The 18,205-nt window shown below is 67.6% G+C and carries 16 protein-coding genes; 9 read left to right on the plus strand and 7 right to left on the minus strand.

Annotated features, from left to right (window positions below; genetic code table 11):
• Positions 1-126: 126 nt before the first annotated feature.
• The 8 genes from AC1KAR_RS05735 to AC1KAR_RS05770 all read left to right on the plus strand — a co-directional run bounded on the left by AC1KAR_RS05735 (position 127) and on the right by AC1KAR_RS05770 (position 7,399).
• Positions 127-948, plus strand: a complete 822-nt coding sequence (locus AC1KAR_RS05735; protein WP_480315417.1) for an ABC transporter ATP-binding protein — start codon at positions 127-129, stop codon at positions 946-948.
• On the plus strand, positions 945-1,187 hold the full coding sequence (locus AC1KAR_RS05740) for a DUF4089 domain-containing protein (protein WP_480315419.1): 243 nt from the start codon (positions 945-947) through the stop codon (positions 1,185-1,187). The genes AC1KAR_RS05735 and AC1KAR_RS05740 overlap by 4 nt, the downstream gene beginning before the upstream one ends.
• Complete coding sequence (locus tag AC1KAR_RS05745; RefSeq protein ID WP_480315421.1) at positions 1,184-2,593, plus strand: AtzE family amidohydrolase; 1,410 nt, start codon at positions 1,184-1,186, stop codon at positions 2,591-2,593. The genes AC1KAR_RS05740 and AC1KAR_RS05745 overlap by 4 nt, the downstream gene beginning before the upstream one ends.
• Positions 2,594-2,742: 149 nt before the next feature.
• Complete coding sequence (gene hpxZ, locus AC1KAR_RS05750) at positions 2,743-3,117, plus strand: oxalurate catabolism protein HpxZ (protein ID WP_480315423.1); 375 nt, start codon at positions 2,743-2,745, stop codon at positions 3,115-3,117.
• Between the two features lie 149 nt (positions 3,118-3,266).
• The gene (locus AC1KAR_RS05755; RefSeq protein WP_480315425.1) at positions 3,267-3,917 is read left to right on the plus strand and encodes a GntR family transcriptional regulator; all 651 of its coding nucleotides are present in this window, start codon (positions 3,267-3,269) and stop codon (positions 3,915-3,917) included.
• Between the two features lie 178 nt (positions 3,918-4,095).
• Positions 4,096-5,073 (plus strand): hypothetical protein, encoded by a 978-nt coding sequence (locus AC1KAR_RS05760; RefSeq protein WP_480315428.1) that lies wholly within the window; start codon positions 4,096-4,098, stop codon positions 5,071-5,073.
• Between the two features lie 24 nt (positions 5,074-5,097).
• Complete coding sequence (locus AC1KAR_RS05765) at positions 5,098-5,970, plus strand: c-type heme family protein (RefSeq protein WP_480315430.1); 873 nt, start codon at positions 5,098-5,100, stop codon at positions 5,968-5,970.
• A 16-nt stretch (positions 5,971-5,986) separates the two neighbouring features.
• Entirely contained in the window at positions 5,987-7,399 is a 1,413-nt protein-coding gene (locus AC1KAR_RS05770; protein WP_480315432.1) for a serine/threonine-protein kinase, read from the plus strand.
• Between the two features lie 59 nt (positions 7,400-7,458).
• Here the strand turns inward: AC1KAR_RS05770 and AC1KAR_RS05775 are convergent, their stop codons facing one another.
• Together AC1KAR_RS05775 and AC1KAR_RS05780 are read right to left on the minus strand one after the other, a co-directional pair.
• Complete coding sequence (locus tag AC1KAR_RS05775; RefSeq protein ID WP_480315434.1) at positions 7,459-9,021, minus strand: diguanylate cyclase domain-containing protein; 1,563 nt, start codon at positions 9,019-9,021, stop codon at positions 7,459-7,461.
• Between the two features lie 42 nt (positions 9,022-9,063).
• The gene (locus tag AC1KAR_RS05780; RefSeq protein ID WP_480315436.1) at positions 9,064-10,626 is read right to left on the minus strand and encodes a methyl-accepting chemotaxis protein; all 1,563 of its coding nucleotides are present in this window, start codon (positions 10,624-10,626) and stop codon (positions 9,064-9,066) included.
• 338 nt (positions 10,627-10,964) lie between these two features.
• On the opposite strand from AC1KAR_RS05780, the gene AC1KAR_RS05785 reads away from it, so the two are divergent.
• Entirely contained in the window at positions 10,965-11,963 is a 999-nt protein-coding gene (locus AC1KAR_RS05785) for a helix-turn-helix domain-containing protein (protein ID WP_480315438.1), read from the plus strand.
• Between the two features lie 10 nt (positions 11,964-11,973).
• On the opposite strand, the gene gmhA is transcribed toward AC1KAR_RS05785, so the two are convergent.
• From gmhA to AC1KAR_RS05810, 5 genes are all read right to left on the minus strand, one after another.
• On the minus strand, positions 11,974-12,567 hold the full coding sequence (gmhA, locus tag AC1KAR_RS05790) for a D-sedoheptulose 7-phosphate isomerase (protein ID WP_480315440.1): 594 nt from the start codon (positions 12,565-12,567) through the stop codon (positions 11,974-11,976).
• A gap of 69 nt (positions 12,568-12,636) precedes the next feature.
• On the minus strand, positions 12,637-13,182 hold the full coding sequence (locus tag AC1KAR_RS05795) for a DUF1003 domain-containing protein (RefSeq protein WP_480315442.1): 546 nt from the start codon (positions 13,180-13,182) through the stop codon (positions 12,637-12,639).
• Between the two features lie 73 nt (positions 13,183-13,255).
• The gene (locus AC1KAR_RS05800; protein WP_480315444.1) at positions 13,256-14,272 is read right to left on the minus strand and encodes an extracellular catalytic domain type 1 short-chain-length polyhydroxyalkanoate depolymerase; all 1,017 of its coding nucleotides are present in this window, start codon (positions 14,270-14,272) and stop codon (positions 13,256-13,258) included.
• A 12-nt stretch (positions 14,273-14,284) separates the two neighbouring features.
• Complete coding sequence (locus tag AC1KAR_RS05805; protein ID WP_480315446.1) at positions 14,285-16,438, minus strand: prolyl oligopeptidase family serine peptidase; 2,154 nt, start codon at positions 16,436-16,438, stop codon at positions 14,285-14,287.
• 109 nt (positions 16,439-16,547) lie between these two features.
• A complete protein-coding gene (locus AC1KAR_RS05810) occupies positions 16,548-18,113 on the minus strand; it encodes a S41 family peptidase (RefSeq protein ID WP_480315448.1) in 1,566 nt (521 codons plus the stop codon).
• Positions 18,114-18,205: the final 92 nt, after the last annotated feature.

An 18,205-nucleotide genomic window follows, 5' to 3' on the forward strand; every position in this document is an offset into this window, starting at 1 on the left:
TGAGGGTCGGCCGCCGGGCCGAAACCCCGGCGCAGCCTCACGCAGTGCTCAACTTTTCGCAGAGTGGCGCAGGCCTTCAATACCTCAGGCTGAGCGGACAGTGGTCCGCACACAAGGGAGCAAGACATGAACGCAGTCCTCAACGGCCCCACCTACGCCGACATCCCCCAACCAAAATTCCAACCCGGCCCCGCGGGCACTCACATCACCATCCGCGGCCTCACCAAGTACTTCGCGGGCTGGCCCCTCTACGAGAACTTCGACCTCGACATCCCCAAAGGCAAGATCGTCTCCGTCTTCGGCCCCAACGGTTGCGGCAAGTCCACGCTGATCAACATGATCGCGGGCCTGATCCCCATCGACTCCGGGCAAATCCTCTTCGACGGCAAGACGCTCGAAGACACCAAGATCGGGTACGTGTTCCAGAACTACCGCGAGGCGATGTTCCCGTGGATGCGCACCATCGACAACATCGCCTACCCGCTCAAGCTCGAAGGCCGCTCGAAGGCCGAGGTCGACCGGCGCATGGAAGAACTCGTCGCCTCCTTCGACGTCAAGTTCGACCTCAAGCGCTACCCCTACGAGCTGTCCGGGGGCCAGCAGCAGACGGCCTCGATCATGCGGGCGCTGGCGCCCAACCCCGAGGTGCTGTTCCTTGACGAACCCTTCTCGGCACTCGATTTCGAGATGACGCTCTTCATCCGCGAGAAGCTGCAAGAGGTGTTCATCAAGACGGGCACCACGATGATGCTGGTCTCGCACGACCTGGAAGAAGCCGTCTACCTTGCCGACCAGGTGCTGCTGCTGACCAAGCGGCCGACCAGGGTGGCCGAAATCTTGCACTACGAAGACGCGCGGCCGCGCACCGTGGCCACGCTGTCCGAGCCGAGCTTCATCTCGACCAAGAAGCTCAGCTTGGAGATCTTCCAAAGAGAGGTGAGGCGTTGAGTTCGACAAGCACAGCGGCAGACATCCAAGACTACGTACGCGCGACCGCGCGCTTCCTGGCCCTGCCGCTCGACGAAGCGCAGGTCGGGCGGGTGTCCACGCACCTGGCGCGCACACAGGCGATGGTGGCGCTCTTGCAGAGCGAGCCGCTGCACGCCGAGCTGGAGCCGGCGGAGATCTATTGCCCGGCACCCTTCCCGCCCGTCGACGACACCATCAACGGACCTGCGGGCGAATGAGCTTCGCACGCCGGCAAGACATGACCAACGGCCTTCCCATCGTTCGCGCGGTTCACGCTGGCGAGATGCTGGCAGTCGAAGCGCTCGAGCACTGCCTGGCGCGCATCGAGGTCACCGACCCGCGCATCAACGCCTTCACCGATGGCACCTTCGAGCGCGCCACGCGCGAAGCGCAGGCCATCGACGCGCGGCGTGCGCGCGGCGAGGTGCTGCCGCCGCTGGCCGGCATGCCCTACGCGGTGAAGAACCTGTTCGACATCGAGGGCATCACCACCCGCGCGGGCAGCAAGGTACGCAATGGCGAACCGGCCGCCACGGCAGACGCCGCTCTGGTGCAACGCATGCACGCCGCTGGTGCGGTGCTGGTCGGTGCGCTGAACATGGACGAGTTCGCGTACGGCTTCACCAACGAGAACTCGCACTACGGCCCGTGCCACAACCCGCGCCGCATGGACCGCACGTCGGGAGGTTCGTCCGGCGGCTGCGGGGCAGCCGTGGCGGCCGGGCAGGTGCCTGTGGCGCTCGGCTCTGACACCAACGGCTCGATCCGCGTGCCTTCGTCGCTGTGTGGCGTGTGGGGGCTCAAGCCCACCTTCGGGCGGCTCTCGCGGCGCGGCAGCTTCCCCTTCGTCGCGAGCATCGACCACCTCGGCCCGTTCGCGCGCAGCGTGGAAGACCTGGCCTCCACCTACGACGCGCTGCAAGGCCCCGACCCGCTCGACCCCGGTTGCCATGCCGAACGCGTGCAACCCACGCTGGGCCAGATCGGCCAGAGCGTGGCGGGCTTGCGCATCGGCGTGCTGAACGGCTACTTCGAGGAGCACGCCGGCTCGGTGGCCCGCAAGGCCTTGCAAGCCGCGGCACAGGCGCTGCATGCCACGCCGGGCGTGGTGTGGCCCGACGCCGCGCTGGCCCGCGTGGCGGCCTTCGTGACCACGGCCAGCGAGGGCGGTTCGCTGCACCTGCCGCTGCTGCGCGAGCGCGCGGCCGAGTTCGAGCCGCTGTCGGTAGACCGCTTCATCGCGGGTGCCCTGCAACCGGTCGACTGGTACCTGCGCGCGCAGCGCTTCCGCCGCATCTACCGCGACAAGGTGCAGGCGCTGTTCCAGCAGTGGGACGTGCTGCTCGCACCAGCCACTCCGGTACAGGCCACGCCGATCGGCGCAGAAAGCTTCGACCTCAACGGAACGCAGATGCCTACGCGGCCGTCGATGGGCTTGCTCACGCAACCGATCTCCTTTGCGGGCTGCCCGGTGGTGGCCGCACCGCTGTGGCCGGAGGGCCGCCACAACCTGCCGCTGGGCGTGCAGGTGATCGCGGCACCCTGGCGCGAAGACCTGGCCCTGCGCGTGGCGGCCGCGCTCGAATCGAGCGGTGTGGCGAGTTCGCCAATTGCGGGGTTGTGATGAGCGGGACTTCGATGCGCACGAAGTTCGTACCCTGTCCTGAGTTTTCGAAGGATCCGCCTGAGCGGGTGGAGTGTGTACGTAGGCGCTCGCGCACCACCATTCGCTCGGCCTGAGGTATCGAAGGCCCACTCAGATCCCCGCACGCCATGCACATCAACCACCCGCAAACCCTCGCCGAAGTCACCGCCGCCTTCGAACGCTACGAAGACGCTCTGGTGAGCAACAAGGTCGAGGTGCTCGACGAGCTGTTCTGGAACAGCCCGCACACGCTGCGCTACGGCGCCACCGAGAACCTCTACGGTTTCGACGAGATCGCCGCGTTCCGTGCCGCACGCCCTTCCGCGGGCCTCGCGCGCCAACTGCTGCGCGTCGTGATCACCACGTACGGTGACAGCTGTGCCACGGCCAACTGCGAGTTCCAGCGCGAGGGCTCGACCCGCCTCGGGCGCCAGAGCCAGACCTGGTTGAAGACGCCGCAAGGCTGGCGCGTGGTGGCCGCGCATGTAAGCTTGCTCGGATGAAATCCCCGGCCGAAAGACCGACAGCGAAAAGTGCGACCGCGAAGAGTTCGGTTGCAAAGAGTTCGGCTGCAAAGCGCCCGACGGCCACACAGGCTGCCGCCCCGGCCAAAGACCCCGAGACCAACCCGCGCGACCTCACGCGCTCCGAGATGGCCTATCGCCGCCTCAAGGCCGCCATCTTCGATTTCGTGCTGCTCCCCGGCGATGGCTTCACCGAGAGCGACATGGCCGAGCGCCTTGGCATGTCGCGCACCCCCGTGCGCGAGGCGCTGTTCCGGCTCGAACTCGAAGGCTACGTGAAGGTCGCCTACCGCAGCGGATGGAGCGTGGCACCGTTCGACTTCCGCAAGCTCGAGGAGCTGTACGACCTGCGCGTGCTGATCGAATGCGCCGCCGTGGACCGCCTGTGTGCCCTCGACCCCATGCCCGAACTCGGCCTGCTCAAGGCCTTGTGGCTCGTGCCCGAGAAGGACCGCAAGACCGACACCGCCGAAGTGGCCACGATGGACGAATCCTTCCACGCCACGCTCGTGTCCGCCGCCGGCAACCTGCAGATGGGGCGCGTGCACACCGAAGTGACCGACGGCATCCGCATCGTGCGGCGGCTCGACTTCACCCAGCCCCCTCGCATTGCCGCCACCTACGACGAGCACGCCAAGATCCTGCGCGCCATCCTCGCGCGCCGCGCCGACCCGGCCAAGCTGATGCTGCGCACCCACATCGAGGCCAGCAAGGCCGAGGTGCGCAAGATCACCATCCACAAGCTGCACAGCGCCCGGCCCGCCGCGGGCAATCTGTGAGCCTGGGCGCCTGCGGCGCGGCGGCTTGGTTTCCGTGAAATTCTGCGCAGCCTGAGAGGCCCTTTCCCCTCTACCCCGGTGCTTCTTACAGGGGCCCTATTGGGGTCATCCCGGTATGCTTTCAGCCTCAGGGTCGTGCCGTTCGGGCCACCCCTGCCTCCCTGCCGCTCGAGAACCAATGAAGCCCGTCTGGAAGCGCGTCGCCTCGCTTTCGCTGTTCACATGGGTTGCCCTCAGGGTTGCCGCCTGCGTCGCCCTCGGCATCGCCCCCGCCGCCGCATGGGCGGCCGGGCCATCCCAGCCGCCGCCGCCGCTTGCCACGGTGACCATCGTCGACGGGGCGGCCGTTCTCACGCGTGACGCAACCCGCCTGCAGCTCGCCGAAGGCGTGCGCCTGCTCAAGGACGACATCGTCGAAACCGGCGCCAAGACACGGTTCGTGCGCATCGAGTACGGCGACGGCGTCATCGTCGATCTCGGCCCCGACACGCGAGTGCTGCTCTCGCCGCGCTACAGCGCCGAACGCAGCCGCATCCCGGTGCGCCTGGGGGTGCTGCGCGGCACTCTCAAGCTGACCGTGCCTGCTCCGCTGGAGGCGGCCGCCGGCGCCTTCGCCACGCCGGCATTCGACGTGGTCAGCGTGGCGCACAGCGCGGTGTTCGTGGTGCAGCCGGGCGAGGCACAGGTGTTTGCCGAATCCGGCGAGGTCAAGCTGCAGGAACGCACCGCTGGCAAGCCGGGCTCGGCCATCACCGTGCGCAAGAGCGAGTTCTACAGCCGCGCGGGCGAGGCCAAGTCGGCCGTCACGGCACGCCCCACGCCCGCGTTCATCCAGCGCCTGCCGCGCCCCTTCCTCGACACCCTGCCCGCGCGGGCCGCGCTCTACAAGGCACGCCCGATCGAGCCCAAGTCGCTCGGCACCGTCACCTACGCCGACGCCCAGGAGTGGATCGACGCCGAAGGCCTGCGCGGGCATTTCGCCACCCGCTGGAAGGCCCTCGCACGCGACCCGGCCTTTCGCGCCGGCGTGGCCGACAACCTGCGCGCACACCCCGAGTGGGACCGCATCCTCTACCCCGAGAAGTACACCCCCCGGCCCGCCCAGGCCCCCTCGCCGAGCGCGGTCGGCTCCTACCCCGGCAGCGGCAAGTACTGAAGCCTGCGCCAACGAAAGTCAGTCATGAAGCTGCTCGTCAAGTTCAACATCGTGTTCCTGGTCGTGTTCGCGCTCGGCCTGGGCGCCTCCAGCTACATCGCGCGCAAGCTGCTGCAGGAGAACGCACACGACGAAGTGCTCGACCGCGCCCGGCTGCTGATGGAAAGCGCACTCGCCGTCAGCACGTACACCTCGACGCAGATCGCGCCGCTGCTCGAAACGCAGATGAGCTACACCTTCCTGCCGCAGTCGATCCCGGCGTACTCGTCGTCCGAGGTGCTGAACGCGCTGCGCAAGAACCACCCCGAGTACGCGTACAAGCCGGCCATGCTCAACCCCACGAACCCGCGCGACCGCGCGCAGGACTGGGAAGAAGACGTGATCCACCAGTTTCGAAACTCGCCGGAGACGACCGAGTTCATCGGCCAGCGTTCCACGCCGGCGGGGCCCGTGACCTACATCGCGCGCCCGATCAAGCTCTCTGGCCCCGGCTGCCTGCGCTGCCACAGCACGGTCGAGAACGCACCCAAGCCCCTGGTCGAGAAGTACGGCCCGGCCAACGGCTTCGGCTGGAACCTCAACGAGGTGCTCGGCGCGCAGGTGGTGTCGGTGCCGATGTCGGTGCCGCTGGAGCGCGCGGACCGCGCGTTCGGCGTGGTGATGGGCCTGCTCGCGGGCGTGTTCCTGCTGATCGGCCTGGCGCTCAACCTGATGCTCTGGAAGCTGGTGATCCAGCCCGTCAGCAAACTGTCACAGCTCTCCGACCGCGTGAGCCTGGGCGAGCTCGATGCGCCCGACTTCGCGGTCAAGTCGAAGGACGAGATCGGTACTTTGGCGGAATCGTTCACGCGCATGCGCAAGAGCATGGTCCACGCGATGAGGATGCTCGATTCGTGACGCCAGAATCGGCCAGATGAGCGCTCCGACACGCCTAGGCAAATACCCGATCACTGGCGTGCTCGGCAAGGGCGCCATGGGCGTGGTCTACAAGGCGTTCGACCCGGTGATCAACCGGCCGGTGGCCATCAAGACCATCCACAAGCAACTGATCGGGCAAGACCTCTCGGGCTCGTCGACCACGGCGCGCTTCAAGAACGAGGCCCGCGCGGTAGGCCGCATGTCGCACCCGGGCATCGTGGCGATCTACGAGTACGGCGAAGACGAGAACACCGCCTACATCGCGATGGAGTACGTGGAGGGCCGCACGCTCTCGCAGATCCTGAACGGCACGCCCCGCCCGCCCGAGTGCGACGTGCTCACGCTGATGGATCAGCTGCTCGCGGCGCTCGATTGCGCACACCGCCACGGCGTATGGCACCGCGACATCAAACCCGCCAACCTGCTCGTCACGAACGACGGCCAGTTGAAGGTGACCGATTTCGGCATCGCGCGCATCGAGTCGGTGGTGCTCACGCAGATCAGCTCCACCATCGGCACGCCTGGCTACATGGCGCCCGAGCAGTACATCGGCGAGGGTGTCGACCACCGCGTCGACGTGTTCGCCGCGGGCGCGCTGCTCTACGGCATGCTGGTCGGCCACCCGCCCTTCCAGGGCAGCGCCGAGACCGTGATGTACAAGGTCGTGAACGAGCACCCCACGGCCCCGAGCCTGGTGCCCGGCTCGGGCCGCCCCGCGTTCTACGACGAGATCGTGGCCCGCGCGCTGGCCAAGAGGCCGGAAGACCGTTACGCGAGCGTCGCCGAGTTCCGCGCCGCGCTGGCCCGGCGCGACCTCTCGGCCGAACCCGACACCGGCGAGACCACCATCATCATCGTGCGCGGCGACAGCCCGCCCGCGCCCCCGGTGGGCGTGCTCGAGCCGCCGAGCGGCATCCCGCATTCGGGCAGCACGCCCATCTCGGGCTGGGACGCCGCCACGCTGCACCAGGTGGAAGTGGCCCTCGCCTCATTCGTCGGCCCGATGGCCCGCGTGATGGTGCGCCAGGCCGCGCGCGTGCACCGCGACGCGGCGAGCCTGCGGGCCAGCCTGTGCGAACACCTGCCGACCGACGACGAGCGGCAGCGCTTTCTGGCGAAGTTCGGTGCGGTCACCGGTGGCTCGCATGCGAGCGGCGCCGGTTCGCGTGCGGGTGCGAGCACCGCGGGCAGCGGGAGCGCCACCGGGGGTTCAGCGGTGTCGCCCGAAGTCACGGCCGCGGCCACGCGCGTGCTGAGCACGCACATCGGGCCCATCGCCTCCATCGTCGTCAAGAAAGCCGCCGCCAAGGCGCGCACGCGCGAGCAGCTCTACGCGATGCTCGGCGAGCAGGTGGGCGAAGGCGCCGAGCGCGACAAGCTGCTGACAGCGCTGCGCAAGCTGGTCTGATCAGAGCGCTTCGTCGCCGGTCTGGCCTTAGGGGCTGCGCCGCAACGGTCTTGCAGCACTCATACACACGCCATGTCCTTGCCGCTGCGCTTGGCCAGGTACATGGACGTGTCGGCGGCCAGCAGCAAGGAGCGCGCGTCGCCGCCGTTCTCCGGGTACAGCGCCACGCCGATGCTGGCGGTGACGCTGACCATCGCCGCCTCCAGGTCGAACGGTTCGCGGATGGCGGCCAGGATGCGATTCGACAACACACGCGCAGCGGGCAAGGCGGCATCGTCCGTCACGATCGCGACGAACTCGTCACCACTGATCCGAAACACCTCGTCTTGTCTGCGGACCGCTTGGCGCAAGCGATCGGCCACCTCCTTCAGAAGTTTGTCCCCGGCAAGGTGGCCATGCACGTCATTGATGCTCTTGAAGCCATCGAGATCGAGAAAGAGCAGCGCAAACGACGGGCCGCCAAATCGCACCGAGGCCAGGAGGCGTTCCAGGTGCTGCTCGAGCGCCTCGCGATTGGGCAGGCCGGTGAGCGAGTCCGTATAGGCCTTCCGTTCAAGCTCTAGGTTGATGCAGGCGAGCTTGCGGCGCTCGGACTCCTGCATTGCGCGCAGGCGGGAGACATCGCGGCAGACGACGATGGTGCAGGCCCCCTGCTTCGCGTGCAGCGCCGATAGCGAGGCTTCGAGGCGAATCGTGGTTCCACCGGCACGCAGGCCGATGAGCTCATGCAGCGATTCAGACGCCGCCGCAACGAGAGCGGGAAGGCCGCCTTGGATGAACCGATCAATCGATGCCCCCGTAGCCGATGCGGACGGGCAACCGAACAGCGCTTCTGCCGACCGATTGAACAACTGAACCTCGTGCCTTGAGTCGACCACCAGCACGGCGTCCCCCACCGCCCGCACGATCTCGGTCATCTCCGCATCCTTCCGGCGGATTCGTCGCAGGGTCACGCGAATGTGCGCGGCACCCAGCGTCGACAGCACTGCGCCGGTGACCACGTTGAGCCCCAGCAGGAACACCTGCACGGTACGAGAGGCCTGGCCCAGGTCGTTCGAGAAGCCCCGCTCGAGTTGGGTCAGGCGTGCATTCAGCTCGGGAGCCTTCGCCATCAACGCGCGGACTTCGGCCGCATCGGGCTGCCCCCGGACGATGCGTCCATGGGCACCATCCACCAGGCTGCGCAACTCGGCGATGGCACCGTCGGCGTCGGTCCAGGTCTGGATGGCACGGGCCATGAACGGGACGCCCTGGCCCCAGACGAACAGGCGGATCATCCCGTCAATGTCGGCGGGGTGGTTCTGCCCTGCCAGGAAGCCATCGCGCGCCGCCTCGCGGTCGGGGAATTCGCCCTGCAGGGAGCGACGCGCCCGGGCGTCGCCCTCCGGCACAGCAAGCGCCACCAGGAAGCGCTGGTAGTCGGCATCGCTGTGCGTCCGAAAGTACGCCTGCATATGCAGCAAGGCATCCTTCTGGCCCTTGGAATACAGGCTTTCACCCGAGACATAGGCACGCACCGAAGACAGCACATCGATGGTCAGTGCCGCCAGGGCAACCTGGACCCCCACGATGAAGACGAAGACACCGATGGCCGGCCTCTGGCGAGTCTCGATGACGCTCATGAGCCCCTCAGCGCCCGCTCGAACGCGTGATCGGCCACCCGCTCATTGCAAATGCTCCTGGCCGGTGCGAAACACAGAGACCGCTTCGGCCAGGCGACCGGCCTGCTGGCTGAGGCTCTCGGACGCTGCCGCGCTCTCTTCGACCAGGGCCGCGTTCTGTTGCGTGGTCGTGTCGAGGGTGGCCATGGCAATGTTCACCTGCTCGATGCCCATCCTCTGCTCCTGCGTGTGCGCCGAGACCTCGTCGATCAACTGGCTCACGCGCCTGACCTGATCCACGATGCCGTCCATGGCCGAGCCCGCGTCACCGACAAGATCGGCGCCCACGGCCACGTTCTCGGCCGACTGCGTGATCAGCTGCTTGACCTCCTTGGCCGCTTCGGCGCTTCGCTGCGCGAGGCTGCGCACCTCGGCCGCCACAACCGCGAAACCGCGACCCTGCTCGCCCGCGCGCGCCGCCTCCACGGCGGCGTTGAGGGCGAGGATGTTGGTCTGGAAGGCGATGCCGTCGATGACGCCGATGATGTCCGCGATGCGCGCGCTCGACGCCTGGATCTCCTGCATCGTCGCCACGACGCGGTGCACCACCTCGCCGCCCCGCTCCGCGGCCCGGCTTGCGCTCAGGGCCAGTTGGCTGGCGACCTGCGCGTTGTCGGCGCTCGACTGGACGGTACCAACCAGCTGTTCCATGCTGGCCGCCGTCTGCTGCAGGCTGGATGCCTGCTCTTCCGTGCGACTGGAGAGGTCGGCGTTGCCTTGAGATATCTGCGTCGACGCCGTTGACACGGCATCGACACCGCCGCGAACCTCGCCGACCACGCTTCGCAGCGACTTCACCGTGGCTTCGAGCGCAGCGATCAACTTGCCCAGTTCGTCACCGCGGCGCACGCCGGTCTCGACCGTCAAGTCTCCCGTGGCGACGCGTTCGAGCGCGCGAACCGCCTGCTCGATGGGCTGTGTGATCGAGCGCGTGACCGTCACGGCAGCGAACACGGCAATCGCCACGGCAAGGACCGTCGCGATCACGATCCAGCGCTTGCTTTGCGCGATGCCCTGCTCAAGGTCCCGCCCCGACTGAGCCATCAGCGACTCCTGATACGCCGTGAACTCGGACAACGTCTGCATGTACTCGAGCTGGCGCGGCCGCACCTCCTGAAGAAGCCGCTTGCGAGCCTCGTCGATCTGCGCGGCGCGGGCCTCCCTCGAAAACTCGGCGACGGCCTGGGAGTACGGCGCCCGTTTGGCCTGGAGTTCGGCGAACAGTTGCTTGCCTTTCTCTGATGCGAGCATCGGGTCGAGCTTGTCGTAGATGGCCGAGATCTCGTCGCGGGCCTGTTCCACGGTCTTCAGCTCCGCCTCGCGATCGGCCGGCTTCTCGAAGATCAGCACATTGCGCGCGGAGCGCGCCTGCTGGTTGACGGCGTCCTGCACATTGCCAATCAGCTTGACCTTGGCGTAGCGGTCGTCGAGCAGCAGCTTCACGGTGTCGCCGGCTTCGTGGAGCTTCTCGCCACTGGTTGCGGCCACGATCAGCAGCAGGAACACGGTGACTCCGAATCCGAGTTTCAGGCGGAGCGCGAGGCTCAGGTCATTCAAGAATTTCATGGTGGGCTTTCGATGGTGCATGGCGCCGACCAAGTACAGATCTCGCGCGCCGTTCACCAAAAGTATCGGCAGCCACCTGGCCCCGCAGCATGCAAAAGTGCCGCATAGCGGAGCTTTGTCGAGCCCTCTGAGGCCTCGATCGGCCCGATCCGCCACCTTGGCGGGGTGCGTGGCGGAAGCTGCCTTCACCCCTCGCTTCATCTGTCACCACAGCAGCGTTTGCAGGGCTAACATCCTGCCCCGACGCTTCATGACACGCGAAGGAACCAGGGAATCCGGTCATGTCAATCTCGATGCGCTTCTATCCGGAGGTCTGGGAGACGGTCCCCGGCACGCAGGTGCTGAAGGTGGTCGAAGCCTTTCGCGTGCGGGGCGTCGATGTACGCCCGACACTGGCCGCCTTCAAGATCCCGCTGGCGATGCGGGTCGACACCGCCATCAACCTGCGCGCAGCAGTCGGCTGGTTGGACCACGTCCTGGCCACCCATCCGCATCACGGGCTCGGCCTCGTCTGCGCCGGCCTCACGAACGTGCTGGACTCGGGCCTGGTCGGCTACGTGGTTTTGTCATCCGACACTGTGCGAGAGGCCATGGCCGAACGCATGCGATTCACGGCCCTGCTGCGCCCGCCTTTCGGTGTCAGCGTGGAGGAGGTCGATGGTGGACTGGTCGAGATCGCCCTGATCGAGGGCGACCCGCCCTTCCTGGGCCCGCTCGCGCGGACATTCGGCATGGAACGCGAGCTCGCCGGCTGGGCGGGCACATGGCGCTGGCTCGTGGGCAGCCGCTTCGAAAGGGTCGAATGCGCCTACCCCGACCCGCTGCTGGGTGAACTCTATCGTGAGGTATTCGGGTGCCCCGTGCGCTTTGATCAGCCACGCTCCAGAGTATTTGTTCGACGCGAGCAGCTTGATCAGCCGATGCGTTATCCGCATTCCGAGGCGCACCAGGTGTGCGTCGAGCAATGCGAGGCACTGCTCGCCAAGATGCGCACCGGAGGGGGCACGACGGCCAGCGTCAGGCGAATGCTGCTGCAGCGCCCCAATCGCAAGCTCGATCTGAGCGAGGCCGCGCAAGGCCTCGGCCTGAGCGAGCGTACGCTGGAGCGCCGCCTCTCTGCAGAGGGCACCTCGTTTACTGCTGTGCAGCTGGAGGTCCGCATGACGCTGGCCGGTGACTACCTCCGCGGCACGCCGCTGGAAATCGCCGACATCGGGCGCCTGCTCGGGTACCGCGACGAATCCTCGTTCGCCCGGGCCTTCCGGCGCAGCTTCGGCTTGACGCCGCGCGCTTGGCGCCTGCAAGGCGCTGCGTCAGTGCCCCAGGGCACCTGCTGAGTACCTTCCCTCAGCCTTGCGCGTAGTTCTCGGGGAACAGCCGCCGCTCCACCGATTCGATCAGGATGTGGATCACCTTGATGTGCAGCTCCTGCACGCGGTCGGCGAACTTGCCGCCCGGCGTGCAGATCTCGATGTCGGCCAGACCACCGAGCGTCGCGCCGGGCTTGCCGGTGAGCGCGATGACCTTCATGCCCTTTTGCCGCGCCGCCTTGGCCGCGGCCACCACATTGCCGCTGGTGCCACTGGTGCTGATGCCCAGCAGCACGTCGCCGCTGCGGCCGTGGCCCTCGATATAGCGCGAGAACACATGCTCGTAGCCGTAGTCGTTGCCCACGCAACTCAGGTGAGAAGGGTCGCTGATGGAGGCGGCGGCCAGCGCGGGGCGGTTCAGTCGGTAACGGCCCGACAGCTCTTCGGCAAAGTGCATCGCGTCGCACATCGAGCCGCCGTTGCCGCAGCTGAAGGCCCGGCCTTCACGCGTGAACACATCGGCCAGCAACTGGCCGGCCGCGTCGATGGCGCGCAAAGCAGCTTCATTGGCAATCAGGGCGTCGAGCGCGCTGCGCGCGTCGGTGAGGGTGTGCAGGATGTGAGGGCTCATCGGGTGGGCGCTCCTGTCTCGAAAGGCGTGATTGTGCCCCTCGGCGGCGCTTCTGCTTCTCTCTGACGCCTACTGCGCCTCCCCGCTGATTCGATCGATCTGCGCCGCGAGCTTTTCGGGCCGCGTGGCCTGCGCCAGCACGGCAGCGCTGGGGTCGTCGTCGGCGATTCCCAGGTGTGCCGCGATCTTGCTCACCATGCGCAGCAGCTTGGTGTTCTCCTGCTCGGTCAGCAGGTTGATCTGCAGGTCGAGCGCATTGCGGCGCTCGGTGAGGCGGGTCTCTTCGTTCTGGCTGATGAGGATGAACGTGGACAGGAAGATCGCCTCCAGCGACACCAGCAGCGTGAGGAAGGTGAAGGGGTACGGGTCGATGTGGGGCAGCGGGCCGACGGTGTTGTAGAGCACCCAGCCGGAGAACCACAGCACGTGCGCCCACATGAAGGGCAAGGTGCCGCAGAAGGTTGCCACCGCATTGGCCATGCGTTGCATGCGGCTCTCGTTGGAGCGCGCCGTGCGTTCGAGTTCCACGATGGCGCGAATGTTCTTCTCGGTGAGTTCGCCCACGCTGCGTGCGTTGCGATAGTGGTTGGCCTGCTCATGCGTCTGCTTGGTCATCGGGTCACCTGGTCTTGCTGTTGACGTGCTGTCGCTCTCTAATCGCCCGCGCTTGCGCCTGCGCACACGGGGCTTACACCTTGAACTGCCGGGCCGCGAACGTCCACGCCATGCGCGAGGCATCGGGGCCAAGAACGTCGCTGTAGGGCTGGCGGGCCGCACCTCCGCTCCACGCGTGGCCCAGGCGGTCGACCTCGACCAGCGTGGCCACCGCGCTACCGCGGCGCTTGAATTCGGTCACCGTCATGCCGTATCGCTTGCCGCGCTGCACGCTGCGACCGGGCGATGGCAGCGCGCCGGCCGCATGCGCCCAGATCTGCGCAGCCGCCTGGCCGTTGCTGGCCGCCACGACATGATCGACGCCCCCGTGGATCACCATCAGCGGCGGCCAGGCGGCGGCCGTTGGGTCGCGCGAGGTCTGCGCGTGCACCATCGCCGGTGTGCGCCTTCGGCCCTGCATGGCGCTCACGGCGGTCACGCTCGAATGCGCCGAGCCGGGCGGGATACCCGAATGCATCACCACCGCCTTGAAGCGCTCGGGGTGGCGCGTGACCAGGAGCGCCGCCATGCTCGCGCCGGCCGACAGCCCGACGACAGCAATGCGCGTGCGGTCCACGCCGTAGAGCAGGCAGGACTGGTCGATCGCATTCATGATGAGCGCCGCTTCGCTGAAGGCTCGGCCGGAGCGGGTATCGAACCAGTTCCAGCAGCCGTGCGCATTGGCCAGCCGGTCTTGCTCCGGGTAGAGCACCAGAAACCGCTCGCGCGCCGCCACACGGTTCATGCGCGTGCTCTGGGCAAAGCTCTTGGCGTCTTGACCGCAGCCGTGCAGCATCACCATCAGTGGAAGCTGCTCACCAAAGCGCACCCCGGGCGGTCGATAGAGCCGAAATCGCCGCATGCCCTGCAGGCCGACGGCCACGCCGGCGATCCAGTCGCCGTCACCGCGAGGCGGCTGCGCCTTGGCGGCGCTCATCTTGGTGGCCTGCTTCACGGCGCGCGCGCCGGCCTTCATGCCCTGGCGGGCGAACGCGGCGTAGCTGCGCTGGAAGCTCTTGGCCCAGGCGGCGGCGTGGGATCGCTTGGCCACCTGCTGCGATCCTTATTTCATGCCGAGCTGATCGAACAGAAAGGCGAGCCGGTCGGCGTGCTCGTCGATCTCGCTCGACAGCGAACTGCCGATGCCATGCCCAGTGTCGGACGACACCCGCAGCAGCACCGGCCGCCCGTTCGGGTAGGCCGCCTGCAGGCGCGCGGCCATCTTGTAGGACATCCAGGGCTCGACGCGGCCGTCGTGCTCGCCGGTGGTGAACAACACTGCGGGGTAAGGCCGGCCGTTCTCGACGTGGTGGTAGGGCGAGTAGGCCAGCAGGGCCATGAACTGCTCGCGGTCTTTCACGGTGCCGAACTCCGTGACGTTGAACGCGCCGTTGGGCGTGAGCTCCACGCGCAGCATGTCGTAGATGCCGACGGCCGTGCTGACGGCGCGGAACAGGTCGGGCCGCTGCACCATCGCCGCACCCATCAGCAACCCTCCGTTGCTGCCGCCCTCGATCGCGAGGCGGTCGGAGCGGGTGTATTTGCGCGCGATCATCATCTCGGCGCTGGCAATGAAGTCGTCGAACACCTTCTGCTTGTTGGTGAGGTTGCCGCCGAGGTGCCACTCTTTGCCGAACTCGCCGCCGCCGCGCACATTGGCCACCGCGTACACGCCACCATGGCGCAGCCAGGCGACGATGTTGCGCGAGAAGCGCGGGCGGATCGACAGGCCGTAGCCGCCGTAGGCCGTGAGCAGCACGGGGTTGGTGCCGTCGAGCACGGTGCCCTTGTTGCGCACGATGCTCACCGGCACGCGGGTGCCGTCTTTCGAGGTGGCCATCTCGCGCAAGACTTCGGCCCCCGGCAGTCCACCGTCCACCGCGAACGCAGGCGGGTCGGACAGCGCCGTCTGCACCGGCGCGGCGGCCTTGTCGGCGCCGTCGTAGGTGTACCAGCTGAACGCGCGCACATAGCTCTGGCTGCCGAAGACGATGGTGTCGCCCTCCAGGCGCGCCCCGAAGTTCACGCTCGCCACCGGCTGCGCGCTCACCGGGCCGATGGGCTTGCCATCGAGCGTGTAGCTGCGCAGCTCGCTCGGGCCGCCAACCAGCACCTCGACGTACAGCCGCGTGTCGGTGGGCATCAGGTCTTCGATCACCGCTTGCGACTCGGGCACCACGGTGGGTGCGTTGACGAGGCTGGTGGTCGAGTCGCCGAGCTTCATCGCCACGATGCGCCCGCGCGGCGAGCCCTTCGTGGCCACGGCGTAGAGCTTGCCGTCGCGGCCGAACTCCACGCGCCGGAAGCCATCGGCGTAGTTGGCGATGCGCCGCCACGGCCCGGAGTTGCTGCGCAGGTAATAGCCGTGCTCGCCACCGTCGCCGTTGGCCACATCGGCCAGCAGGTGACGACCGTCTTCGCTGGCTTGCAGGGCGATCTCGGCGATGCGCGGGAACTCCTTGCCGATCACGTAGCGGTCATCGCGCGCTGGCTTGCCCAGTTTGTGAAAGTACACCTGCTGATAGAAGTTGGCGTCGGCTGGCGGCCGCTCCTTGCCCTGCGGATAGCGGGTGTAGAAAAAGCCTTCGCCATCGGTCGCCCAGGCCACGCTGCCGCCGCCAGTCGGGTACTGCACGCGGGGCACCACGTCGGGCAGCGGCTGGCCGGTCTCGGTGTTGTAGACGTACAGGGTGCCGTCTTCGCTGCCGTTCTTGGAGAGCGAGACCGCCACGAGCTTGCCGTCGCGCGAGGGCTTGAACCAGTCGATGGTGGTCTTGCCGCTGGCGTCGACCACCGCCGGGTCGAGCACCAGGCGTTCGCTGGCGATGTCGGTCGGCCCATCGAGCACCACCAGCATCGGCTGGCTCTTGGGCGGCTGCCGCTTCATTGCGAACAGCTTGCCCCCGGCGTACTCGAATGCGTAGCGCGAGGCATTGCCCGAGCCCACCATGGCCAGCAGCTCGGCCTTGATGGCGGCGCGCTGCGGCAGCCCGTCGAGCACCTTGCGGGTCAGCGCGTTCTGTTCGGCCACCCAGGCCGCAACCTCTTTCGAATCGGTCTGCTCCAGCCACCGGTAGTCTTCGGTGACGGCGGTGCCGTGGTAGGTGTCTTCGACCGCGCGACGCGGTGAATCAGGGTAGACCAGGGGCGCGGCCAGCGCAGCCGCCTGCAGGCCGACCGAAGTGAACGCGCACAGTGCGAACTGCCATGGCTTCATGCATGCCCCAGGAGCTACCGAGATGGGGGCATCATCCTAGCCCCCGCATCAACCGGCAAGTGGCATGCCGTGCCGCGCGGGGGAATCGGGGGCCGGTCGGCCCCCGCTCTCAGCGGCTGCGGTAGAAGCGGTTCTCGCGCAAGGGGCTGCGCACCAGTCGGCCCGCAGGCTGGCCCGCGTGGGCCGCAAGCGGCTGGGCACGCCCGCTGCCGGCCGTGCAGGTGCCGGTCTGGCGGTGGCCGAGCGCCACGGCCAGGCGCAGTTCGGCCGGGTCACCCAGCGAGCGGCTGAAGTCGTCGCTGACCGTACACGTCGGCGCCAGGCCATCGGAGTAGCCGCCCTGCCCGAGGTGGTTGACACCCTCGAACTGGATGGTGAAGTAGGTGACGTTGCAGTTGTCTTGCGCAAAGAAGCCGTAAGGCTTGCCGCAGGTCGTGTCACCGATCAGCACCACGTTCACCCCGGCACCGCGCAGGCCGTTGACGATGGCCTCGCTGGCAGAGCAGGTGTCGGCCCCCGCGAGCACATAGACACGACCGAGGTTCAGGGTCGGCAGCGCCTGCCCGTCACTCGCCGAGAAGCCTTGTGCAGTGCTGTGGAAGGGCGTGCTGCGCTGCGCGAGCGTCAGGCCGAACGGGTTCTTGTCATTGAACTGCAACATCTCGAACGTCTTGCCGGCCGTGCGTGAGGGGCCCGCAATCATGTAGGCGAGTTCGGCCGCGATGTCGAGGTAGCCGCCGCCGTTGTAGCGCAGGTCGAGCACCAGGTCGCTCACGTTCGCTGTGCGCAACTGGTTGATGGCCGCGATGAGCTGCGCCTCGGCGGTGGCGATGTGCTCGTTGAACAGCAGGTAGCCCACCGACTGGTTCGGTGCGGGCAACGTGCGAACGTTCGGCACGGGTGTCGACACCACGGTGCCTGCGGTGAGCGTCACGTTACGGGGCACGCTCGCGTTCAGGTCGAGGATGCGCAAGGTGTGCGTGCCCGCCCGCGTCGGGAAAAGACCGGCGTTCAGCGTGGCGATGCCGGCGTCGCTGTTGTCGTTGGCCACGTCCACGCCATCGACCGCGAGAATCTGCGCCCCGCGCCCGATGTTGTTGGCCGCAGCGGGCGTGCCCGGGTCGGTGTACGCCACCACGGCCTGACGCGGCGGCGTGCTGGAGATCAGCGAGATCGAGAAGCCGTAGCCGTAGCTCTCACCGCGCTGCGAGACCGCGACCCAGGTGGGCGTGTCGTACACGAAGTGGAATCGGTCCTTGTCATTGCCGCTCGCGGTCGTGGCCGGCGTGCGCAGCGACTCGAAGTAGCTCACCGGGTCGCTGAATGCGGTCGGCCCGCGGTCGACCACCTCGCGATACCAAAGGTAGGTTTCGTCATGCCAGGCCTGGACCCAGCGGTTCTCGTCCGCAACGGTGCCGGGCGTGTCGGTCGCACGCGGCGCCGCGCAATGCTGCGCAAGCGTTGAAGACGGCGCCAGGTTGCGACCACCCGTGCCGGCGATGGGGCGGCTTCCGCTGCCCGAGTCGCTGCCGCCACCACCGCATGCCGCCAGGCCGGCGGCCAAGGCCAGGCCGAGACCCGCGCGACGCACCGAGGCGCCGAGTTCGAGCCCGCCGTTCGAGCGCTGTCGCGTGCTGGTGCTCGCGCCCGTGTTCTTGTTGAAGCTGTTGTTCATCCACCCTCCCTCGTCGATTTCAAAATCGTTGGAAGGAGGATGTTCCCACGGCATCAGCCACCCTGCGTCACCCAGACGAGGGGCCCGTGAAA

It is taken from the genome of Piscinibacter sp. PDB1-1 (assembly GCF_056675995.1).